The following is a 14,262-nucleotide window of genomic DNA, read 5'->3' on the forward strand; positions in this document are numbered from 1 at the left end:
CTCAGACCAGCACTTCCACGGGGTAGCCGTGGGCCTCCATGGCCTCGATAACCGCCTCGACGTGGTCGTGGCCCCGCGTCTCGAGGTCGAGTTCCACCTCGGCGCTCCCCATCCCGATGTCCCTCGCGGTCCGGTCGTGCTGGATGGCGTAGATGTTCGCCCGGTTCGACGCGATGACGTCCGTGAGTTCCAGCAGGGTCCCGGGGCGGTCCTTCAGGACGGTGCGGATGCGGAGGTACCGTCCGCTCCGGATGAGGCCGCGCATCAGGACGGTGGTGAGGACGTTCGGGTCGATGTTCCCCCCGCAAACCAGCGGGACGATACACTCGCCCTCGCCCACCTCGAACTTCCCCTCCAGCGTCGCGGCGAGGGCCGCCGCGCCCGCCCCCTCCGCGAGCATCTTCGAGCGTTCGAGCAGGTAGGTGATGGCCATCGCGATCTCGGGGTCCGAGACGGTGACCACCTCGTCGACTCGCTCCCTGATGACCGGGAAGGTGCGCTCGCCGACGCGACTCACCGCGATGCCGTCCGCGATGGTGTCGACGCCCTCGCGTTCGACGATTTCGCCCTTCTTCAGCGAGTCCGCCACGCTGGAGGCCCCCTCGGCCTGCACGCCGACGACGCGCACGTCTGGGTCGAGACCCTTCACCGCCGTCGCGATGCCGGAGATGAGGCCCCCGCCGCCGATGGGCACTACCACCGTATCGACGTCGGGAACGTCCTCGACGATTTCGAGGCCGATGGTCCCCTGCCCGGCCATCACGTCCTCGTCGTCGAAGGCGTGGAGGTAGAACCGGCCCTCCTCGCGTTCGAGTTCGTGGGCGCGGGCCTGCGCCTCGCTGTAGTCCGCGCCGTGGAGGACGACCCGTCCGCCGTACCCCTCGGTGGCTTTCACCTTCGAGATGGGGGCGTGTTCGGGCATGACGATGGTGGCGTCCACGCCCGCCCGCGTCGCCGCCAGCGCAACGCCCTGCGCGTGGTTGCCGGCGCTGGCGGTGACGACGCCCGCCTCGCGGTCAGCCTCGGGGAGCGTGGCGATGCGGTTGGTCGCCCCGCGGATCTTGAACGCGCCGGTGCGCTGGAACTGCTCGCACTTCAGGTACACCTCCGCGCCGGTGAACTCGGAGAAGGTGTGCGAGTACTCGATGGGCGTCCTGACCGCCGAGTCGCCGATGCGGTCGCGGGCCGCCCGCACGTCGGAGAGGGAGAGCATACGCGGAGATTGCCCGGACGGGGAGGTAGGTGTTTCCCACACGCGTCGCTGGCGGGCGTGGGGGAACGCTCCAGACGAATGTGGCAGGTCCGGAGCGTGTGACAGCACCTGCTTTCGCCGGATCGACCATAAAGCCCGCCCAAGCGCGGCGAAAGTGTAATCGGCAGACTGCGGCCCGATTTCCACCGCGTCAGACGGGTGGCGAACGCCCGTCAGTCGCGCTCGACCCGGACGTCGTTCTCGCGGAGGAATCGGTCGACTCGCTCCTCGAACGACCCGTCGCAGGGCCACTCTCCGGGTGCGTCGAGGCGGGCGGGGTCGCCGACGTAGAGCGCCACCGGTCCGCGCGGACTGGGGACCGTCACGCGACGGTACAGCCCCCGTTCGACGCCCTCGTAGACGTCGAGCGACCCGACGTCGGCGGTCCGGAGGATGCGCCCCTCGACGGCGCCCGCCGCGTCGGCACCGTCCCCCGGGGGGACCAGCGTCGGGTACGCCCCGTCGACGCGCCGGAGGCCGTACAGCGTGGCGTCCCCGGCGAAGGAGGCGTCCGCGACGACGGACCGGGCACGGTCCGGGTCGGTCAGCGTCCCGTAGACGAACACGTCCATGGCGACGACTCGCGGGCGGGGACGAAAAGCGGTCGGGATGGGAGAGAACGCCACGCTGAAAGCGCCTCCAGGAGAACGAGGGGTCACGTGACCGCCACCCTCCGCGCCCGGACGTTCGCCGTCTGGAAGCACGTGCTGGGGCTGGCGTGGCCGGTGATGGCCGAACAGACCTTCCGGACGCTGATGCGGACCACCGACATCCTCGTCACCGCGAGCATCTCGCCCGTCGCGGTGGCGGCCATCGGCCTCGCAGACCTCTACGCCCGGTTCCCCCTCTGGATCGGACTCGGCTTCGGCGGCGGGGCCATCTCGCTGTCGAGTCAGGACACCGGCGCGGCGGTGCCCGGCGGGGGTGGGACCGAGGAGGCGGCGAGGGCGGCGTCGGCCAACCGCGACCAGGCAATCAGCGTCGCACTCGTAGTGGGGGCGCTCCTCGGCCTGCCGTTCGTCGCCTTCGGCCTCCTGTTCGGCCGGGAGGCCATCGCCGTCCTCGGCGCACCCGCCGAAGTCGCGACGGTCGGCGGGGCCTACCTCGCCGTCGTCTTCCTCACCGCGCCCGCGAGACACGTCGGCCTCGTCGCCGCCCGGTCGCTGCAGGGAACCGGCGACACCCGCACCCCGATGTACGTCAACGTCGTCGCCAATCTCCTCAACATCTCGGGGTCGCTCGTGCTGGGGTGGGGGCTATTCGGCGCGCCCGAACTGGGCGTCGTCGGCGTCGGTGTCGCCACCTCCGCCGCGAACGTCCTCACGGCGGGCGCGTTGCTGGGTGCGCTCTGGGGGCCGTGGGCCGCCGCGGACCTCGTCCGACCGAGCGACCCCGTCGTCGCCCGCCAACTCGTGGAGGTGAGCCTTCCCGCCGTCGCGGAGGGACTGGCCTCCACGCTCGCCGAGTTCCCGTTCAATGCAGTCCTGCTCGGGTTTGGCACCGCCGTCAACGCCGCCTTTCAGGTGGGTCGGCGGATGTACCAGCAGGTGACCGGGCCGCTCGGTCGCGGGTACAACGTCGCCGTCAGCGTCGTCGTCGGGCAGGCCCTCGGACGGGGCGACCCGGCGGCGGCCCGCTTCGACGGGTGGGCGAGCGCCGCCCTCGGCGTCGTGAGCGTGGGGGGTGTCGGCCTCCTGCTGGCGGCGGGTGCGCCCCTGTTCGTCGGCGTGTTCACCACCGACTCCGAGACGGTTCGCTACGCGGTGGACTTCGCGCGCGTCTACGGCCTCTCCGCGCCCTTTCTCGCGACGTTCACCGTCCTTCAGGGGGCGCTCCGGGGGGCGGGGGAGACGCGCGTCCCGTTCGTCGCCCGTACCACGGGCACCTACGGCTTCCTCGTCGCGTTCACCTACCTCGCGGGCGTCGTCGGGGGACTCGGCGTCCTCGGGGCGTACCTCGGCATCGCGCTCTCGTACGTCTGGATGGCGCTGGTCGTCGGCGTGAGTTTCGGGCGCGGCGACTGGGCGGGACGGGCCGCCCGACTCCTGAGCGAGCGCGGGTCGCTCACGGAGTGAGCGTGGATGGTGAGTCGTCCGGGAGGTCAGGTGACCGCGAGCGCACTGTTGACCAGTCCGGCCACCGTGACGAGACGGGCGGCCGTCCCGACGAACGCCGCGACGGCGAACTTCACGTAGTTCGTCTCGACGACGCTGAACGCGTAGATGAGCGCCGTGTCGGGCATCAGCGGGATGGCGAGACCGACCGCGAGACCGAGGTAGCCGTACTCCTTGATGCGGTCGACGAACGCGCGTTCGCCGGCCGCGAGCGCCGGAAACTGGCCGACGATGCGGGCGAACAGCGGGGAGCGGGAGGCGCCGTTGCCGAGGCGGAGGGCGATGAGACTCCCCATCGCCTTCCCGAAGGCGCTGGTCGCGATGAGCAGGGCGAGTTCCGCCTGCGGGTGGAGGCCCAGGTCGAGGGGCATCGCGAGGACCACCTCCCCCGGGAACGGGAGGGCGATGGCGACCAGGAAGGAGTACACCAACACGACTGCCAGCCCCAGCGGTCCCGACGTCGACTGGATGAGCGCCTGCAGCGCGGGTGGGGCTGTGCCGTACACGTCCGTCACGCCGGGCAGTACCGCCCTAAGCCGACGGGCTAACATGTGAACCGACGGACGGCGGAGGGGCTATCGACGTTCGGACAGGTCCGTAAAGCGGACGCAATTGCCGAGAAGTGCGTGTCGGGCGCGGGCCGGTTCCGCGCGCGAGGGTCGGGGCCGCGGGGGTGAGAGCGCCGCCGAGCGGCGCCGGTATCCGGCGGGGGGGTGGGGTCTACCGCTCGTCGAGGGGGACGAACTCGAGGTCCTTCTCGCCGACGTAGCGGGCGCGGGGCCGGATGAGGCGGTTGTCCTCGTACTGTTCGAGGACGTGGGCCGTCCACCCGGAGACGCGGCTGATGGCGAAGATGGGCGTGTAGATGTCGATGGGGATGCCCATCTGGTAGTACGTCGAGGCGGAGTAGAAGTCCACGTTGGGCGCGAGGCCCTTCTCCTCGCCGACGTACTCCTCGATGGTGCGGCTCATCTCGAACCACTTGGTGTCGCCGGCGGCCTCGCCGAGTTCCTCGCTCTTCTCGCCGAGGATGACCGCGCGGGGGTCCTTCACGTTGTAGACGCGGTGGCCGAAGCCGGCGACCCGGCGGCCCTCGTCGAGGGCGTCCGTGATCCACTGTTCGGGGTCCTTCCCGCTCGACTCGATCTCCTTCAGCATCCGCATGACGTTGGCGTTCGCGCCCCCGTGGAGGCTCCCCGAGAGGGTGCCGACGGCGGCGGTGACGGCGGAGTGTATGTCCGCGAGGGTGCTCGCGGTGACCATCGCGGAGAACGTCGAGGCGTTGAGACCGTGGTCCGCGTGGAGGACGAGGGCCATGTCGAACGTCTCGGCCAGCACGTCGTTAGGCTCCTCGCCGTTGAGCATGTAGAGGAAGTTCGCGGCGTGCGGGAGGTCCTCGTCGGGTTCGACGGGGTCCTCGCCGTTGCGCAGGCGGGTGTACGCCGCGAGCGCCGTCGGGAGTTTGGCAGTGAGTCGGCGGGCCTTCCGGAGGTTCGCCTCGCGGTCGGCAGGGTCGGCGTCAGCGTCCGGGTCGTGCGCCGAGAGGTGCGAGGCCACGGTGCGGAGGGCGGCCATCGGGTCCTCCTCGGCGTCCGCGAGGTCACGGACGGCGCTGTGGACGCTCTCGTCGACGGTGCGCTCCTCGGCCATCGACGCCGCGAAGGCGTCGAGTTCCTCCCGGTCGGGCAGGTGGCCGTTCCAGAGGAGGTAGACGACCTCCTCGAAGCTCGCCTCCCGGGCCAGGTCGTCGATGGAGTAGCCGCGGTAGACCAGTTGTCCCGCGTCCCCGTCGATGAAGCTCAGTTCGGATTCGGCGACCAACACGCCCTCAAGGCCCTTCTTGAGTTCATCTGCCATACGAGTGCTTCCGAAGGCGAGTCTAAAAGGATTGTTATACGAAGAATGGGGATCCATCCACACAGACCTCTCTCGTCGTCAGATACGTCCACTGGTACTGGAACTCACGCTATAGCTGATTTCGAGAGCGAGAGTTCATTACGAATGAACACTGAGACTGATAGTTGGTGAGACAATGTCATCAAATCAGTATGTCGGCACGGGTGCGGGTCGCGCGTTCACTCGGCGCACCGCACTGAGGGGAGCGGGGGCACTCGTCGCCGGAGCGGCGGTCCTCTCCGGCCCGGCGGCCGCCTATCCGCGGGGGACGGTGCTGTGGGGCGACCCCGAAGCGGTCGGGAACGGATACGCGAGGACCTTCGCCGAGTACAGCCCGAGCGGCCACCCTCAAGCCGTCGGGTTCCTGCTGCGCAGGGACGTGTTCGACGGGCTCCCCGCGGAGACGGCCGAGTACCACCTCCACCTGCCGGCGGGGGTGGACGACGCGGGGCGCACCCCGATTCCGTTCACGTTCGCCGGACTGGACTGGAACCCGCAGGGTCACGACCCCATCCCCATCTACGGCGGGCCGCACTTCGACTTCCACCTCTACATCTCCAGCGAGGAGACCACCGAGTCGATTCCCTTCGGCATCGCCGACTACGAGATTCCCCCCGACCAGATGCCCGAGGGCGTCGTCACGGCGGCCGCACTGGGCGCGGACCGGGTCGTCGTCCCCGCGATGGGCGAACACCTCGTGGACCCGCGCGCCCCCGAGTTCAACGGTCAGCCGTTCACCCACACGTTCATCTGGGGGGCGTGGGAACCAGACGGGAGGGGCGTCCCGGACGGCGAGGGGCCGCACTACACCGGCGACGGCGTCGGCGAGCTGACGTTCATGGAACCGATGGCGACGGTGGCGTTCCTCCGAGACCTCGACGGTACCGTCGGGGCGGACATCCCGATGCCGGCGGTGTTCGACCGGGCGGGGTACTACCCGACGCGGTACGTCATCCGACGCTGGCCGGGGCGTGACGCCTACACGGTGGCGCTCACCCGGTTCCGGTGGTTCGACGGCGCACACTGACCGGGCCACGGGTCCGTCCGCGACGTCGCCTCGTCGCCCCCGACAACTCTTTCACCCGAGGCGGGAAACGGGCGGTGTATGGGTGAGGTCGAGTACGAACCGGTCTCCGTGAAGGTGGTGCTGGCGGAGATGAAAGACACCGCCGAACTGCTCATCGACCTCTCGTACTCCGCCGTCCTCCTCGGCAGCGACGACATCGCCGAGGAGGTCCTCGACCTCGAAGACCGCATGGACATCCTCCAGATGAAAGCGCGGATGAGCCTCCTCATGGCCGCGCGCAACCCCGAGGACGCCGAGGCCCTCGCGCCCGTCCTCGGGGTCGTCGGGGCCGCGGAGAAGATTTCGGACGCCGCCGGCGACATCGCGAAGGTCGTCATCGAGGAAATCGGCCTGCCGGAGGCGATGCGGGCCGCCCTCCCCGAGGCCGTCGAGATGCTCGTCCGCGTGCGACTCGACCCCGACTCGCCGCTGGTCGGACAGAGCCTCGCGGGGTGTGACCTCGAGACCGAGACGGGCGTGCGCGTCATCGCCATCCGCCGCGAGGGGGAGTGGCTCATCGACCCCGACTCCGACGCCGTCCTCCGGGGGAAGGACGTCCTCCTCCTCCGGGGGACCGAAGAGGGCATCGCGGAGGTGTACGAGGAGAGCGTCGGCGACGAGTACGTCCACATGGAGGCGCCCGAACCGGCCATCGACGACCTGGAACGCGCCGTCGACTCTATCGTCCTGATGAAGAACATGAGCGAACTCGCCGTCGACCTCGCCTACGGCGCGGTGCTGTACGACAGCGAGGCCGTCGCCGAGGAGGTACTGGAACTCGAAGCCGAGGTGGACGCCCTCCAGTCGCGCTTCGAGGCGTGGACCCTGCAGGCCGCCTCCCGCATCGACGACCCCGTCTCCCTCCGCGGACTGGTCCACCTCGCCCGCGCGACGGAGGTCATCTCCGACGCCGCCCTCGAAATCAGCGAGGGCGTCCTCCGGGGACTGGGCACGCACCCGGTCGTCGCGGAGGCCGTCCGCGAGTCCGACCAGATGATCGTCCGCCTCACCGTCGGGCCGGAGAGCGCCCTCGACGGGGCCACCCTGCGCGACGAGATGGTCAGCACCCAGACGGGCATGCGCGTCATCGCCGTCCGGCGGGGGAGCGTCGCGGGCACCACCGCCCAGTCCCGGTTCGGACGTTCGCGCGGGGAGTGGGTCGTCTCGCCGCGTGGGGAGACGGAACTCCACGCCGAGGACGTCATCATCGCCAAGGGGACCCCCGAGGGGGCGGACCGACTGGCGGCGCTGGCGGGCCAGGAGTTGGAGTAGTCGTCGACCCGGCGTCAGAGTTCCTTCGCACGACGGTACGCACTGACGAGCGTCAGCGCTACCGTCGTCAGCAGGGCCGTTCCCACCGCGAGGACGAACGCCAGTGCGAGAAAGAGCACCGGGCCGGCGGCGTCCTGCGGGGCGGGACCGAGCAGTTCGAGGAAGCGGACGGCGTAGACGAACGCCGCGAGGACGACGCCCACCACCACCCCCCGTCTCGCGTTGCGTTCGACGCCGAGGTCGACGAGCAACCCGCCGAGTCCGCCGGGGCGTTCGGGGACCGACTCGCCGGACGTCCCCGGTGCGGGGTCGTCGTCTCGCTGGGACACACTTCGGCTACGGCTGTACGGGACAAAGCCCCTTCGAGAGGCGGCCAGCGACCCGCGTAGCCCTTTCCGATACCGAACTGCCTAAGGGAGTGTGGGGTGGGTTCTAGGCGTAATGACCACGCTCGGAACCGCGACTGCCGCGCCCGGGGAGTTCGCCACCGGGCGCCTGACCGTCGGGGAGGCCCGCGACGGCAGCGAGGTGGCACTCCCGGTCGCGGTCGTGAACGGGGCCCGCGAGGGCAAGACCCTCTACATCCAAGCGGTCAGCGACGGCGACGAACTGAACGGCGTCGGCGTCGTCCAGCGACTCGTCCCGCAGTTGGACCCCGACGAACTCGCCGGGGAGGTCCTCGTCGTCGGCATCGTCAACGTCCACGCCTTCCACGTCGCCGAACACCGCAACCCCATCGACGACACGAAGATGAACCGGGCGTACCCCGGCGACGCCAACGGCACCTCCTCCGAGCGTATCGCCCACGCCACCTTCGAAGCCGCCTCCCGTGCGGACCTCGTCCTCGACCTGCACCAGGGGTCGACCAGCCGGATGATAAACGAGACGCGCGTTCGCTGTGGTCCCCGCCACCGCCTGCACAAGGAGTGTCTCGAACTGGCGAAGGTGTTCGACGCCGGCTACGTCCTCGACCAGAAGGGACCGGAGGGGCAACTGGCCCGGGCGGCCCCCGACAGCGGCGTCCCCACCATCGACCCCGAACTCGGCGGCTGCGTCGGCTGGGACCGCGAGAGCATCGACATCGGCGTCCGCGGCGTGAAGAACGTCCTCGTCCACTACGGCTTCCTCGACGGCGAGGTGAGCGCCGGCACACAGACCCGCGCCAGCGGCTTCGAGCAGTACGGCGCGCCCGCCGGCGGCCTCGTCACCTTCCGACAGGACCTCGGCGACGAGGTCCAGCGCGGCGACCCCCTGTTCGACGTGACCACCGTCTTCGGCGAGGTGAAGTCGACGGTGACCGCCGACTCCCCCGGCGTCTTCTGGCGCACCCGCCGCCTGCCGCAGGTCGCCACCGGCGAGTACGTCTGCTCGGTCGGGACGGACGTCGACGAGGTCTGAATCGTGGAATCGGACGAGGTAGTCCATCGAATCGCCGCGCTCCGCGAGCGAGTGCTGAACGCCGACACCCCGGAGGAACGTCGCGAGGCGGTTCGCGAACTCGGGCGACTCGACCGGGAGCGGAAGGCCGAGACCTACGCGCGGCTCGAAGACGAGTAGCGTCTTCCCCTCCTTCGCGAACGAGGACCCCCTCCTTCCAGAAGGGAACGAACTATCGACCAGCCACCGGTACCCCGACCATGCCCATCGCCCTCGTCTGCCCCGACTGCGGGACCGAGTACGTCGACCGCTGGCGCTGTTCCTGCGGCCACCCGCTGGAGTTCGCCGACCAGCCACACCCGGACCCGTTCGGCCCCGACGCCCGCGAGGGCCTGTGGGCGTTCGCCCCCTTCCTTCCCGTGGAGCGGCGCGTCTCGCTGGGCGAGGGGTACACCCCGCTCGTAGAAGCCCCCGAGTGGGACGCGGCGTTCAAACTGGAGTACGTCTTCCCGTCGGGGAGTTTCAAGGACCGCGGGGCGACGGCGACCCTCTCGCGGGGCGCCGAACTGGGCGTCGACCGGGTCGTCGAGGACTCCTCGGGGAACGCGGGAGCGGCCATCGCCACCTACGCCGCCCGCGCGGGTGTCGACTGCTCCATCTACGTCCCCGCCGCGGTGAAGGCGAGCAAGGTGCGGGCCATCGAACGCGCCGGCGGCGAGGTGGTCCGCGTCGAGGGGAGTCGGGAGGCCGTCACCGACGCCTGCGTCGCGGCCGTCGAGGACGGCGAGGGGTGGTACGCGAGTCACGCGTGGAACCCCGCCTTCTTCGCCGGGACGGCCACGTTCGCCTACGAACTCGCCCACCAGCGCGACTGGTCGGTGCCCGACGCCGTCGTCCTCCCCGTCGGCCACGGGACGCTCTTCCTCGGGGCCTACCGCGGCTTCCGGCACCTCTTCGACTCCGGGTGGACCGACGGGATGCCGCGCCTCCTCGGGGCGCAGGCGGCGGGGTACGACCCGATAGCTAGCGAGTTGCACACGAAACGAAGGGGTTCGAGTGGTCGAAACGACCTCGCGGACGGCATCCAGATACGCGAACCCGTCCGGAAGGCGGGGATTCTGGAGGCAATCGAGGTCACGGGGGGCGACTGCCTCTCGATTTCCGCCGAGGCGACCGACCGCGCCCTCGACGGACTCCACGAACGGGGGTTCTACACGGAACCGACCTGCGCCGTCGCGCCCGCTGCCCTGCGCGAGTACCGCGAGCGAGGCGTCCTGACCGAGGACGACGACGTGGTGGTCCCGCTCACGGGAAGCGGGCTGAAGACCTGAGGTCGGAGGACCGATGGCGAGGGTCGTCGTGGGAGTCGGGCAGTCAGGCGGTCAGATACCGACGTGGGCGCGCGTCGTCGCTGCGTCCGGGACGCTCGCCCCGACGCTGCCGGAGACGTTCGACTCGCCCGACCCGTTCGACCCGTTCGACGCCGAGGCGTTCAGGTTCTCGAACTCCACCTGCGTGCCGGGGCCGATACCCGTCTCGTTGGCGAACCCGCGGTTCACCTCGACGACGTACTGCGCGGGGGCATCACTCCGGTAGCGCTCCAGTTCCGAGTTCGACGCGTTGGGCTGGACGTGGGCGTGTTCGACGTTGATGACGGTGCCGTTCTCCGAGACGAATATCATGTCCAGCGGGATGAGCGTGTCCTTCATCCAGAAGACGCGGTCCCCGGCGGACTCGAAGACGAACACCATCCCGTGGTCGGCGGCGAGCGACTCGCGGCCCATCAGGCCCCGCCGGTGTTCGGCGTCGGTTCGAGCGACTTCGAGGCTGATGGTCGCCAGTTCGCTGCCGTCCGAGCGGAACGTCGCCGTCGGGCCGTCGCCCGGTCCGGTCGTGTCGGAGGCCGTCGGTTCCGCCCCCGAGTCGCCCGCCTCGGTCGTCCCCGTCGCGTCGTTGCGAGTCGTCTCGGCCGTCGATGCGTTACCGTCCGTCGTCCCGGCCGCCGTGGTCCCGTCGGCAGCCGTCGCGGTCGTCCCGTCGTCGCCCGGTCCGGAGGGGGAAGCACAGCCCGCGAGGGCGGCGAGGGCGAGGAGCGCGACGACGACCGTCGTGGTTGCGCGGCTCATGTACAGGGGAGTGTTCTCCAGTGGCATCGGTCTTCTGCCGGTGACTACCGCTCGGGGTGGGTCGGCGCGTCGAAGCCGCCCCGGACGAGGGGGCGCGCGACGTGCCGGCGGGCGCGCGGCGGCACCTCGTACCAGCCCGGTTCGATGGCCCGGTCGACCGCACGCTCGACCTTCCCGTCCGCGCTGGTCCCGCAGTCCCGGCAGCGATAGCCCTGCCCGCGCCCGGCGCTCTCCATCCGGCGGTCGCAGTCGGGGCACGTCGGCGTCACCCGTTCGGTGGTGTCGAGCGACCGCACCGCGAACTTCTCCAGTTTGAGCGTGCCGCGGAGGGAGTCGGCGTCCGCCCCAGCGTCAGCCCCCGCGGTCGACGCCGAGAACTCCCCGCAGGCGGTCACTCGGTCGCCGGGACGGAGCGCGCGCACCCGGTCGCGGAAGCGCTTGGTCGGTTCGAAGGCAGCCAACTGGAGCGTGGCGCCCTCGCCCGCGAGGGGGACGAACACGTGGCCGCCGCGGCGCGTCTCGGGCGGGGCGACCACCTCGCCCGTCACCCGGTAGGCCCGGCCGTCGAGGACCCCCTCGACGGTCCCGTCGCCAAGGTGGACGTCGGTCCCCTGGTTGGTGACGAACGTCTCGCTCGCGGCGACGGGTTCGGCGTCGATTGCGGCGGCGACCCGTTCGACCGCCGCCCGGTCGTCGCCGCGAATCCCGAACAGGACGGGACCGGGCGTGTGGGGGACGGCCACCGTCTCGCCGGTCCCGCGGTCGACGGTGTCCCAGACGGTCGGGTACGCCGAGTCGGCGGCCTCGAACAGCGAGTCGGCATCCACCTCGCGCGGGGTTCCCCACCGCGATGGCTCGCGGTAGGCGATGTGCTCGTAGGTCCACTCGTCGAAGGCGGCCCACGCGCCGACCGCCGCGATCGCCCCGATGCGCCCCCGCCCGTTCCCCCACCCCTCGGACTCGCCGCCGGTCAGCGCGAGGAGCGCCTCGGCGTCGGCGACGGTCAACTGCTCGCGGACGGCCGCGCGGGCGAACCGGGCGAGGGCGTCCCGCGGGCCGACCGTCGCGTCAGGGTCGTCGGGGAGGACGACGAGGCCGGGGTTCGTCCGCTCGTCGTCGGTCTCGGCGTGTTCCTCGACGACTGCGCGGGCGGCGGCGAACGCCGTCGCGACGGGGGCGTCGGTGTGGACCGCGAGCGCGGCGTTCCCGCGCGTCTTGTGTTCGACCGCGGGGTTGAGGCGCACGAGGAGGAGTCGCTCGACGGCCGCCCCCGCCTCGCGGAGGCGTTCGGCGACGAGGTGGGCGGCGTAGGTCGTACACATCCCCGTCTCGCGGGAGTCGGTGTCGTCGAGGCCGATGACGGTCACACCCGCGCTCGGCGGGCGACGGGGTAAGCGCTTTCGTCCGGCGCCGTCCGCCAGCGCGAGCGGCGCCGTCCAGGGCGAGCAGGTACTTAAACAGGCCGAACGGCCGGTAAGAATCGCCGGACGCGAGGCTCGACAGGGGCACAATACATATACGTGGCGAACGGCTTATGAGCGACTATGTCACGGTCCGCACTCGTCGGGAACGTGACCGCGATGCTCGCCGACGCGGGCTTCCTCGTGAGCGACCGCTGTGCCGTCCGGCCGAAGAGCTTCGACATCGCCGCCCGCCGGGGGAAGGACGTCATCCTCCTGAAGATACTGGGCAACGTCGACTCCTTCGACGCCGCGACGGGCGCGGAAATGCGCCGCCTCGGCACCTACCTGAACGCCACGCCCCTCGTGGTGGGCCTCCGGACCCGCGACGAGGACCTGAAACCGGGCGTCGTCTACTTCCGCCACGGCGTGCCCGTCCTCTCGCCGGACACCGCGATGGACCTGTTCATCGAGGGGGTTCCGCCGCTCATCTACGCCGCCCCCGGCGGCCTGTACGTCAGCCTCGACGGGAGCGTGCTGGCGGACGCCCGGGAACAGCGCGACTGGTCGCTCGGGCGACTGGCGAAGGAACTCGGGGTGTCGCGGCGCACCGTCTCGAAGTACGAGGGCGGCATGAACGCCTCCGTCGAGGTGGCCGCGAAACTCGAAGAACTGTTCGAGGAACCGCTGACCAGCCCCGTCGACGTGTTCGACACCGACGACCTGCGGGACGCCGACCCGACGCCCGAGGACCCGCAGGCCGACCCGGACGACGAGCAACTGGTCACCGTCCTCACGCGCGTCGGCTTCGACGTCCACCCGACGCTCCGGTCGCCGTTCAAGGCCGTCAGCGAGGACGAGGCGAAGGCGACGGAGACGCTCCTGACGGGCCACTCCGCGTTCGACCGCACCGCAGAGAAGCGCGCGCGAATCATGAGTTCCGTCGGGGAGGTCACCCGGACCGCCTCCATCTACGTCGTCGACGAGGCGAAACGCGACGCCGTCGACCGGACGGTCCTCATCGAACGCGAGGAGATGGGCCGCATCGAGGACGCCGACGACCTGATGGCGCTCATCTACGACCGCATCGAGGACGTCGACCCCGACGCCACCTGAAGACCCGTCCCCCGGTCCGCTTCGCCTCCTCCCCGTCGTCGTTCGCGTTTCGGTCACCGCCCCCTTCCCGTCGTCGTTCGCGTTTCAGCGTCGCTCTCCGGTCTCGCCAGCGTCGCGTCCGTCGGCAGGGCGCTCCCCCCGAGCGCCGACGAGGTTATCTCGCCGACCGGCGATGAGTAGGGCATGTCACTCAGTCCGGGACCCGCCCGGACCCGGTACGACGACCGTCGCGCCGGGCCACTCCGTACCGCCGTCGACCACGTCGTCTCGACGTGGGAGGGGGTCGAACGGACCACCGTCGCCGACTGCCCCGCCTACACCGTCCGCGGCCGCCCGTTCGCCGTCGTCACGAACCACGGCGTCGCCGTGACCGGTCTCCGGGACCGGGCGCGCGCGGACCTGCGCCGACGCTACGGCGTCGCGCCCGTCGCCCTGTCCGACCCCACCGGCGAGCAGTGGGAGGTGACGCCCGTCGGGTCCGAGGACCTCCACGGCCTCGTCTCGTACCTCCGGCGGAGCTACGACCGCACGGGGACCTGACGGCGAGACCCGACCGTTGGGGTCCCGACCGGACGACCCGCGGTCGCGGGACCCCGACCGGAGTCGGGACTGGAGCCGTGAGGGGTGCCGTAAGTGGTGCCGT

The 14,262-nt window shown here is 70.8% G+C and carries 16 protein-coding genes; 8 read left to right on the forward strand and 8 right to left on the reverse strand.

Translation table 11 applies throughout. The annotated features are described in order from the left end of the window. Window position 1: 1 nt before the first annotated feature. Both ilvA and NKG96_RS01700 read right to left on the reverse strand, forming a co-directional pair. Window positions 2–1,213, reverse strand: a complete 1,212-nt coding sequence (gene ilvA / locus NKG96_RS01695) for a threonine ammonia-lyase (RefSeq protein ID WP_254536735.1) — start codon at window positions 1,211–1,213, stop codon at window positions 2–4. A 212-nt stretch (window positions 1,214–1,425) separates the two neighbouring features. Next, window positions 1,426–1,824: a gamma-glutamylcyclotransferase family protein gene (locus NKG96_RS01700; RefSeq protein WP_254536736.1), complete on the reverse strand. Its 399-nt coding sequence runs from the start codon at window positions 1,822–1,824 to the stop codon at window positions 1,426–1,428. Between the two features lie 156 nt (window positions 1,825–1,980). Between NKG96_RS01700 and NKG96_RS01705 the strand changes: the two genes are divergently transcribed. Further along, window positions 1,981–3,327 (forward strand): MATE family efflux transporter, encoded by a 1,347-nt coding sequence (locus NKG96_RS01705; RefSeq protein ID WP_368409325.1) that lies wholly within the window; start codon window positions 1,981–1,983, stop codon window positions 3,325–3,327. A 26-nt stretch (window positions 3,328–3,353) separates the two neighbouring features. On the opposite strand, the gene NKG96_RS01710 is transcribed toward NKG96_RS01705, so the two are convergent. Both NKG96_RS01710 and citZ read right to left on the reverse strand, forming a co-directional pair. Then, window positions 3,354–3,872, reverse strand: a complete 519-nt coding sequence (locus tag NKG96_RS01710) for a hypothetical protein (protein WP_254536738.1) — start codon at window positions 3,870–3,872, stop codon at window positions 3,354–3,356. Between the two features lie 214 nt (window positions 3,873–4,086). After that, window positions 4,087–5,223 carry a citrate synthase gene (gene citZ / locus NKG96_RS01715; protein WP_254536739.1) on the reverse strand — a complete coding sequence of 379 codons (1,137 nt, stop codon included), beginning with the start codon at window positions 5,221–5,223 and terminating at the stop codon, window positions 4,087–4,089. Between the two features lie 175 nt (window positions 5,224–5,398). On the opposite strand from citZ, the gene NKG96_RS01720 reads away from it, so the two are divergent. Together NKG96_RS01720 and NKG96_RS01725 are read left to right on the forward strand one after the other, a co-directional pair. Continuing rightward, window positions 5,399–6,289, forward strand: coding sequence for a hypothetical protein (locus NKG96_RS01720; RefSeq protein ID WP_254536740.1), 891 nt, complete (start codon window positions 5,399–5,401; stop codon window positions 6,287–6,289). Window positions 6,290–6,367: 78 nt separating this feature from the next. Further along, on the forward strand, window positions 6,368–7,600 hold the full coding sequence (locus NKG96_RS01725) for a potassium channel family protein (protein ID WP_254536741.1): 1,233 nt from the start codon (window positions 6,368–6,370) through the stop codon (window positions 7,598–7,600). A 14-nt stretch (window positions 7,601–7,614) separates the two neighbouring features. Here the strand turns inward: NKG96_RS01725 and NKG96_RS01730 are convergent, their stop codons facing one another. Further along, window positions 7,615–7,929, reverse strand: a complete 315-nt coding sequence (locus NKG96_RS01730) for a DUF7536 family protein (RefSeq protein WP_254536742.1) — start codon at window positions 7,927–7,929, stop codon at window positions 7,615–7,617. A 112-nt stretch (window positions 7,930–8,041) separates the two neighbouring features. Between NKG96_RS01730 and NKG96_RS01735 the strand changes: the two genes are divergently transcribed. The 3 genes from NKG96_RS01735 (at window position 8,042) to NKG96_RS01745 (ending at window position 10,308) form a co-directional block, all read left to right on the forward strand. Next, entirely contained in the window at window positions 8,042–8,998 is a 957-nt protein-coding gene (locus NKG96_RS01735) for a succinylglutamate desuccinylase/aspartoacylase family protein (RefSeq protein ID WP_254536743.1), read from the forward strand. 3 nt (window positions 8,999–9,001) lie between these two features. Continuing rightward, window positions 9,002–9,157 carry a hypothetical protein gene (locus tag NKG96_RS01740; protein WP_254536744.1) on the forward strand — a complete coding sequence of 52 codons (156 nt, stop codon included), beginning with the start codon at window positions 9,002–9,004 and terminating at the stop codon, window positions 9,155–9,157. 80 nt (window positions 9,158–9,237) lie between these two features. Beyond that, window positions 9,238–10,308, forward strand: coding sequence for a pyridoxal-phosphate dependent enzyme (locus NKG96_RS01745; protein ID WP_254536745.1), 1,071 nt, complete (start codon window positions 9,238–9,240; stop codon window positions 10,306–10,308). Between the two features lie 51 nt (window positions 10,309–10,359). Here NKG96_RS01745 and NKG96_RS01750 read toward each other — a convergent pair whose 3' ends face one another. Further along, on the reverse strand, window positions 10,360–11,103 hold the full coding sequence (locus tag NKG96_RS01750) for a DUF192 domain-containing protein (protein WP_254536746.1): 744 nt from the start codon (window positions 11,101–11,103) through the stop codon (window positions 10,360–10,362). Between the two features lie 44 nt (window positions 11,104–11,147). Next, window positions 11,148–12,470 carry a tRNA(Ile)(2)-agmatinylcytidine synthase gene (locus NKG96_RS01755; RefSeq protein ID WP_254536747.1) on the reverse strand — a complete coding sequence of 441 codons (1,323 nt, stop codon included), beginning with the start codon at window positions 12,468–12,470 and terminating at the stop codon, window positions 11,148–11,150. Window positions 12,471–12,647: 177 nt separating this feature from the next. On the opposite strand from NKG96_RS01755, the gene NKG96_RS01760 reads away from it, so the two are divergent. Further along, complete coding sequence (locus NKG96_RS01760) at window positions 12,648–13,619, forward strand: transcriptional regulator (RefSeq protein ID WP_254536748.1); 972 nt, start codon at window positions 12,648–12,650, stop codon at window positions 13,617–13,619. A gap of 53 nt (window positions 13,620–13,672) precedes the next feature. On the opposite strand, the gene NKG96_RS20845 is transcribed toward NKG96_RS01760, so the two are convergent. Next, a complete protein-coding gene (locus tag NKG96_RS20845) occupies window positions 13,673–13,804 on the reverse strand; it encodes a hypothetical protein (RefSeq protein WP_256558101.1) in 132 nt (43 codons plus the stop codon). Between NKG96_RS20845 and NKG96_RS01765 the strand changes: the two genes are divergently transcribed. Next, window positions 13,803–14,159 carry a hypothetical protein gene (locus NKG96_RS01765; protein ID WP_254536749.1) on the forward strand — a complete coding sequence of 119 codons (357 nt, stop codon included), beginning with the start codon at window positions 13,803–13,805 and terminating at the stop codon, window positions 14,157–14,159. The two genes, NKG96_RS20845 and NKG96_RS01765, sit on opposite strands and share 2 nt — an antisense overlap. The last annotated feature ends 103 nt before the right edge of the window (window positions 14,160–14,262 follow it).

Source organism: Halomarina litorea, from assembly GCF_024227715.1.
In the GTDB taxonomy this organism is placed as follows: domain Archaea; phylum Halobacteriota; class Halobacteria; order Halobacteriales; family Haloarculaceae; genus Halomarina; species Halomarina litorea.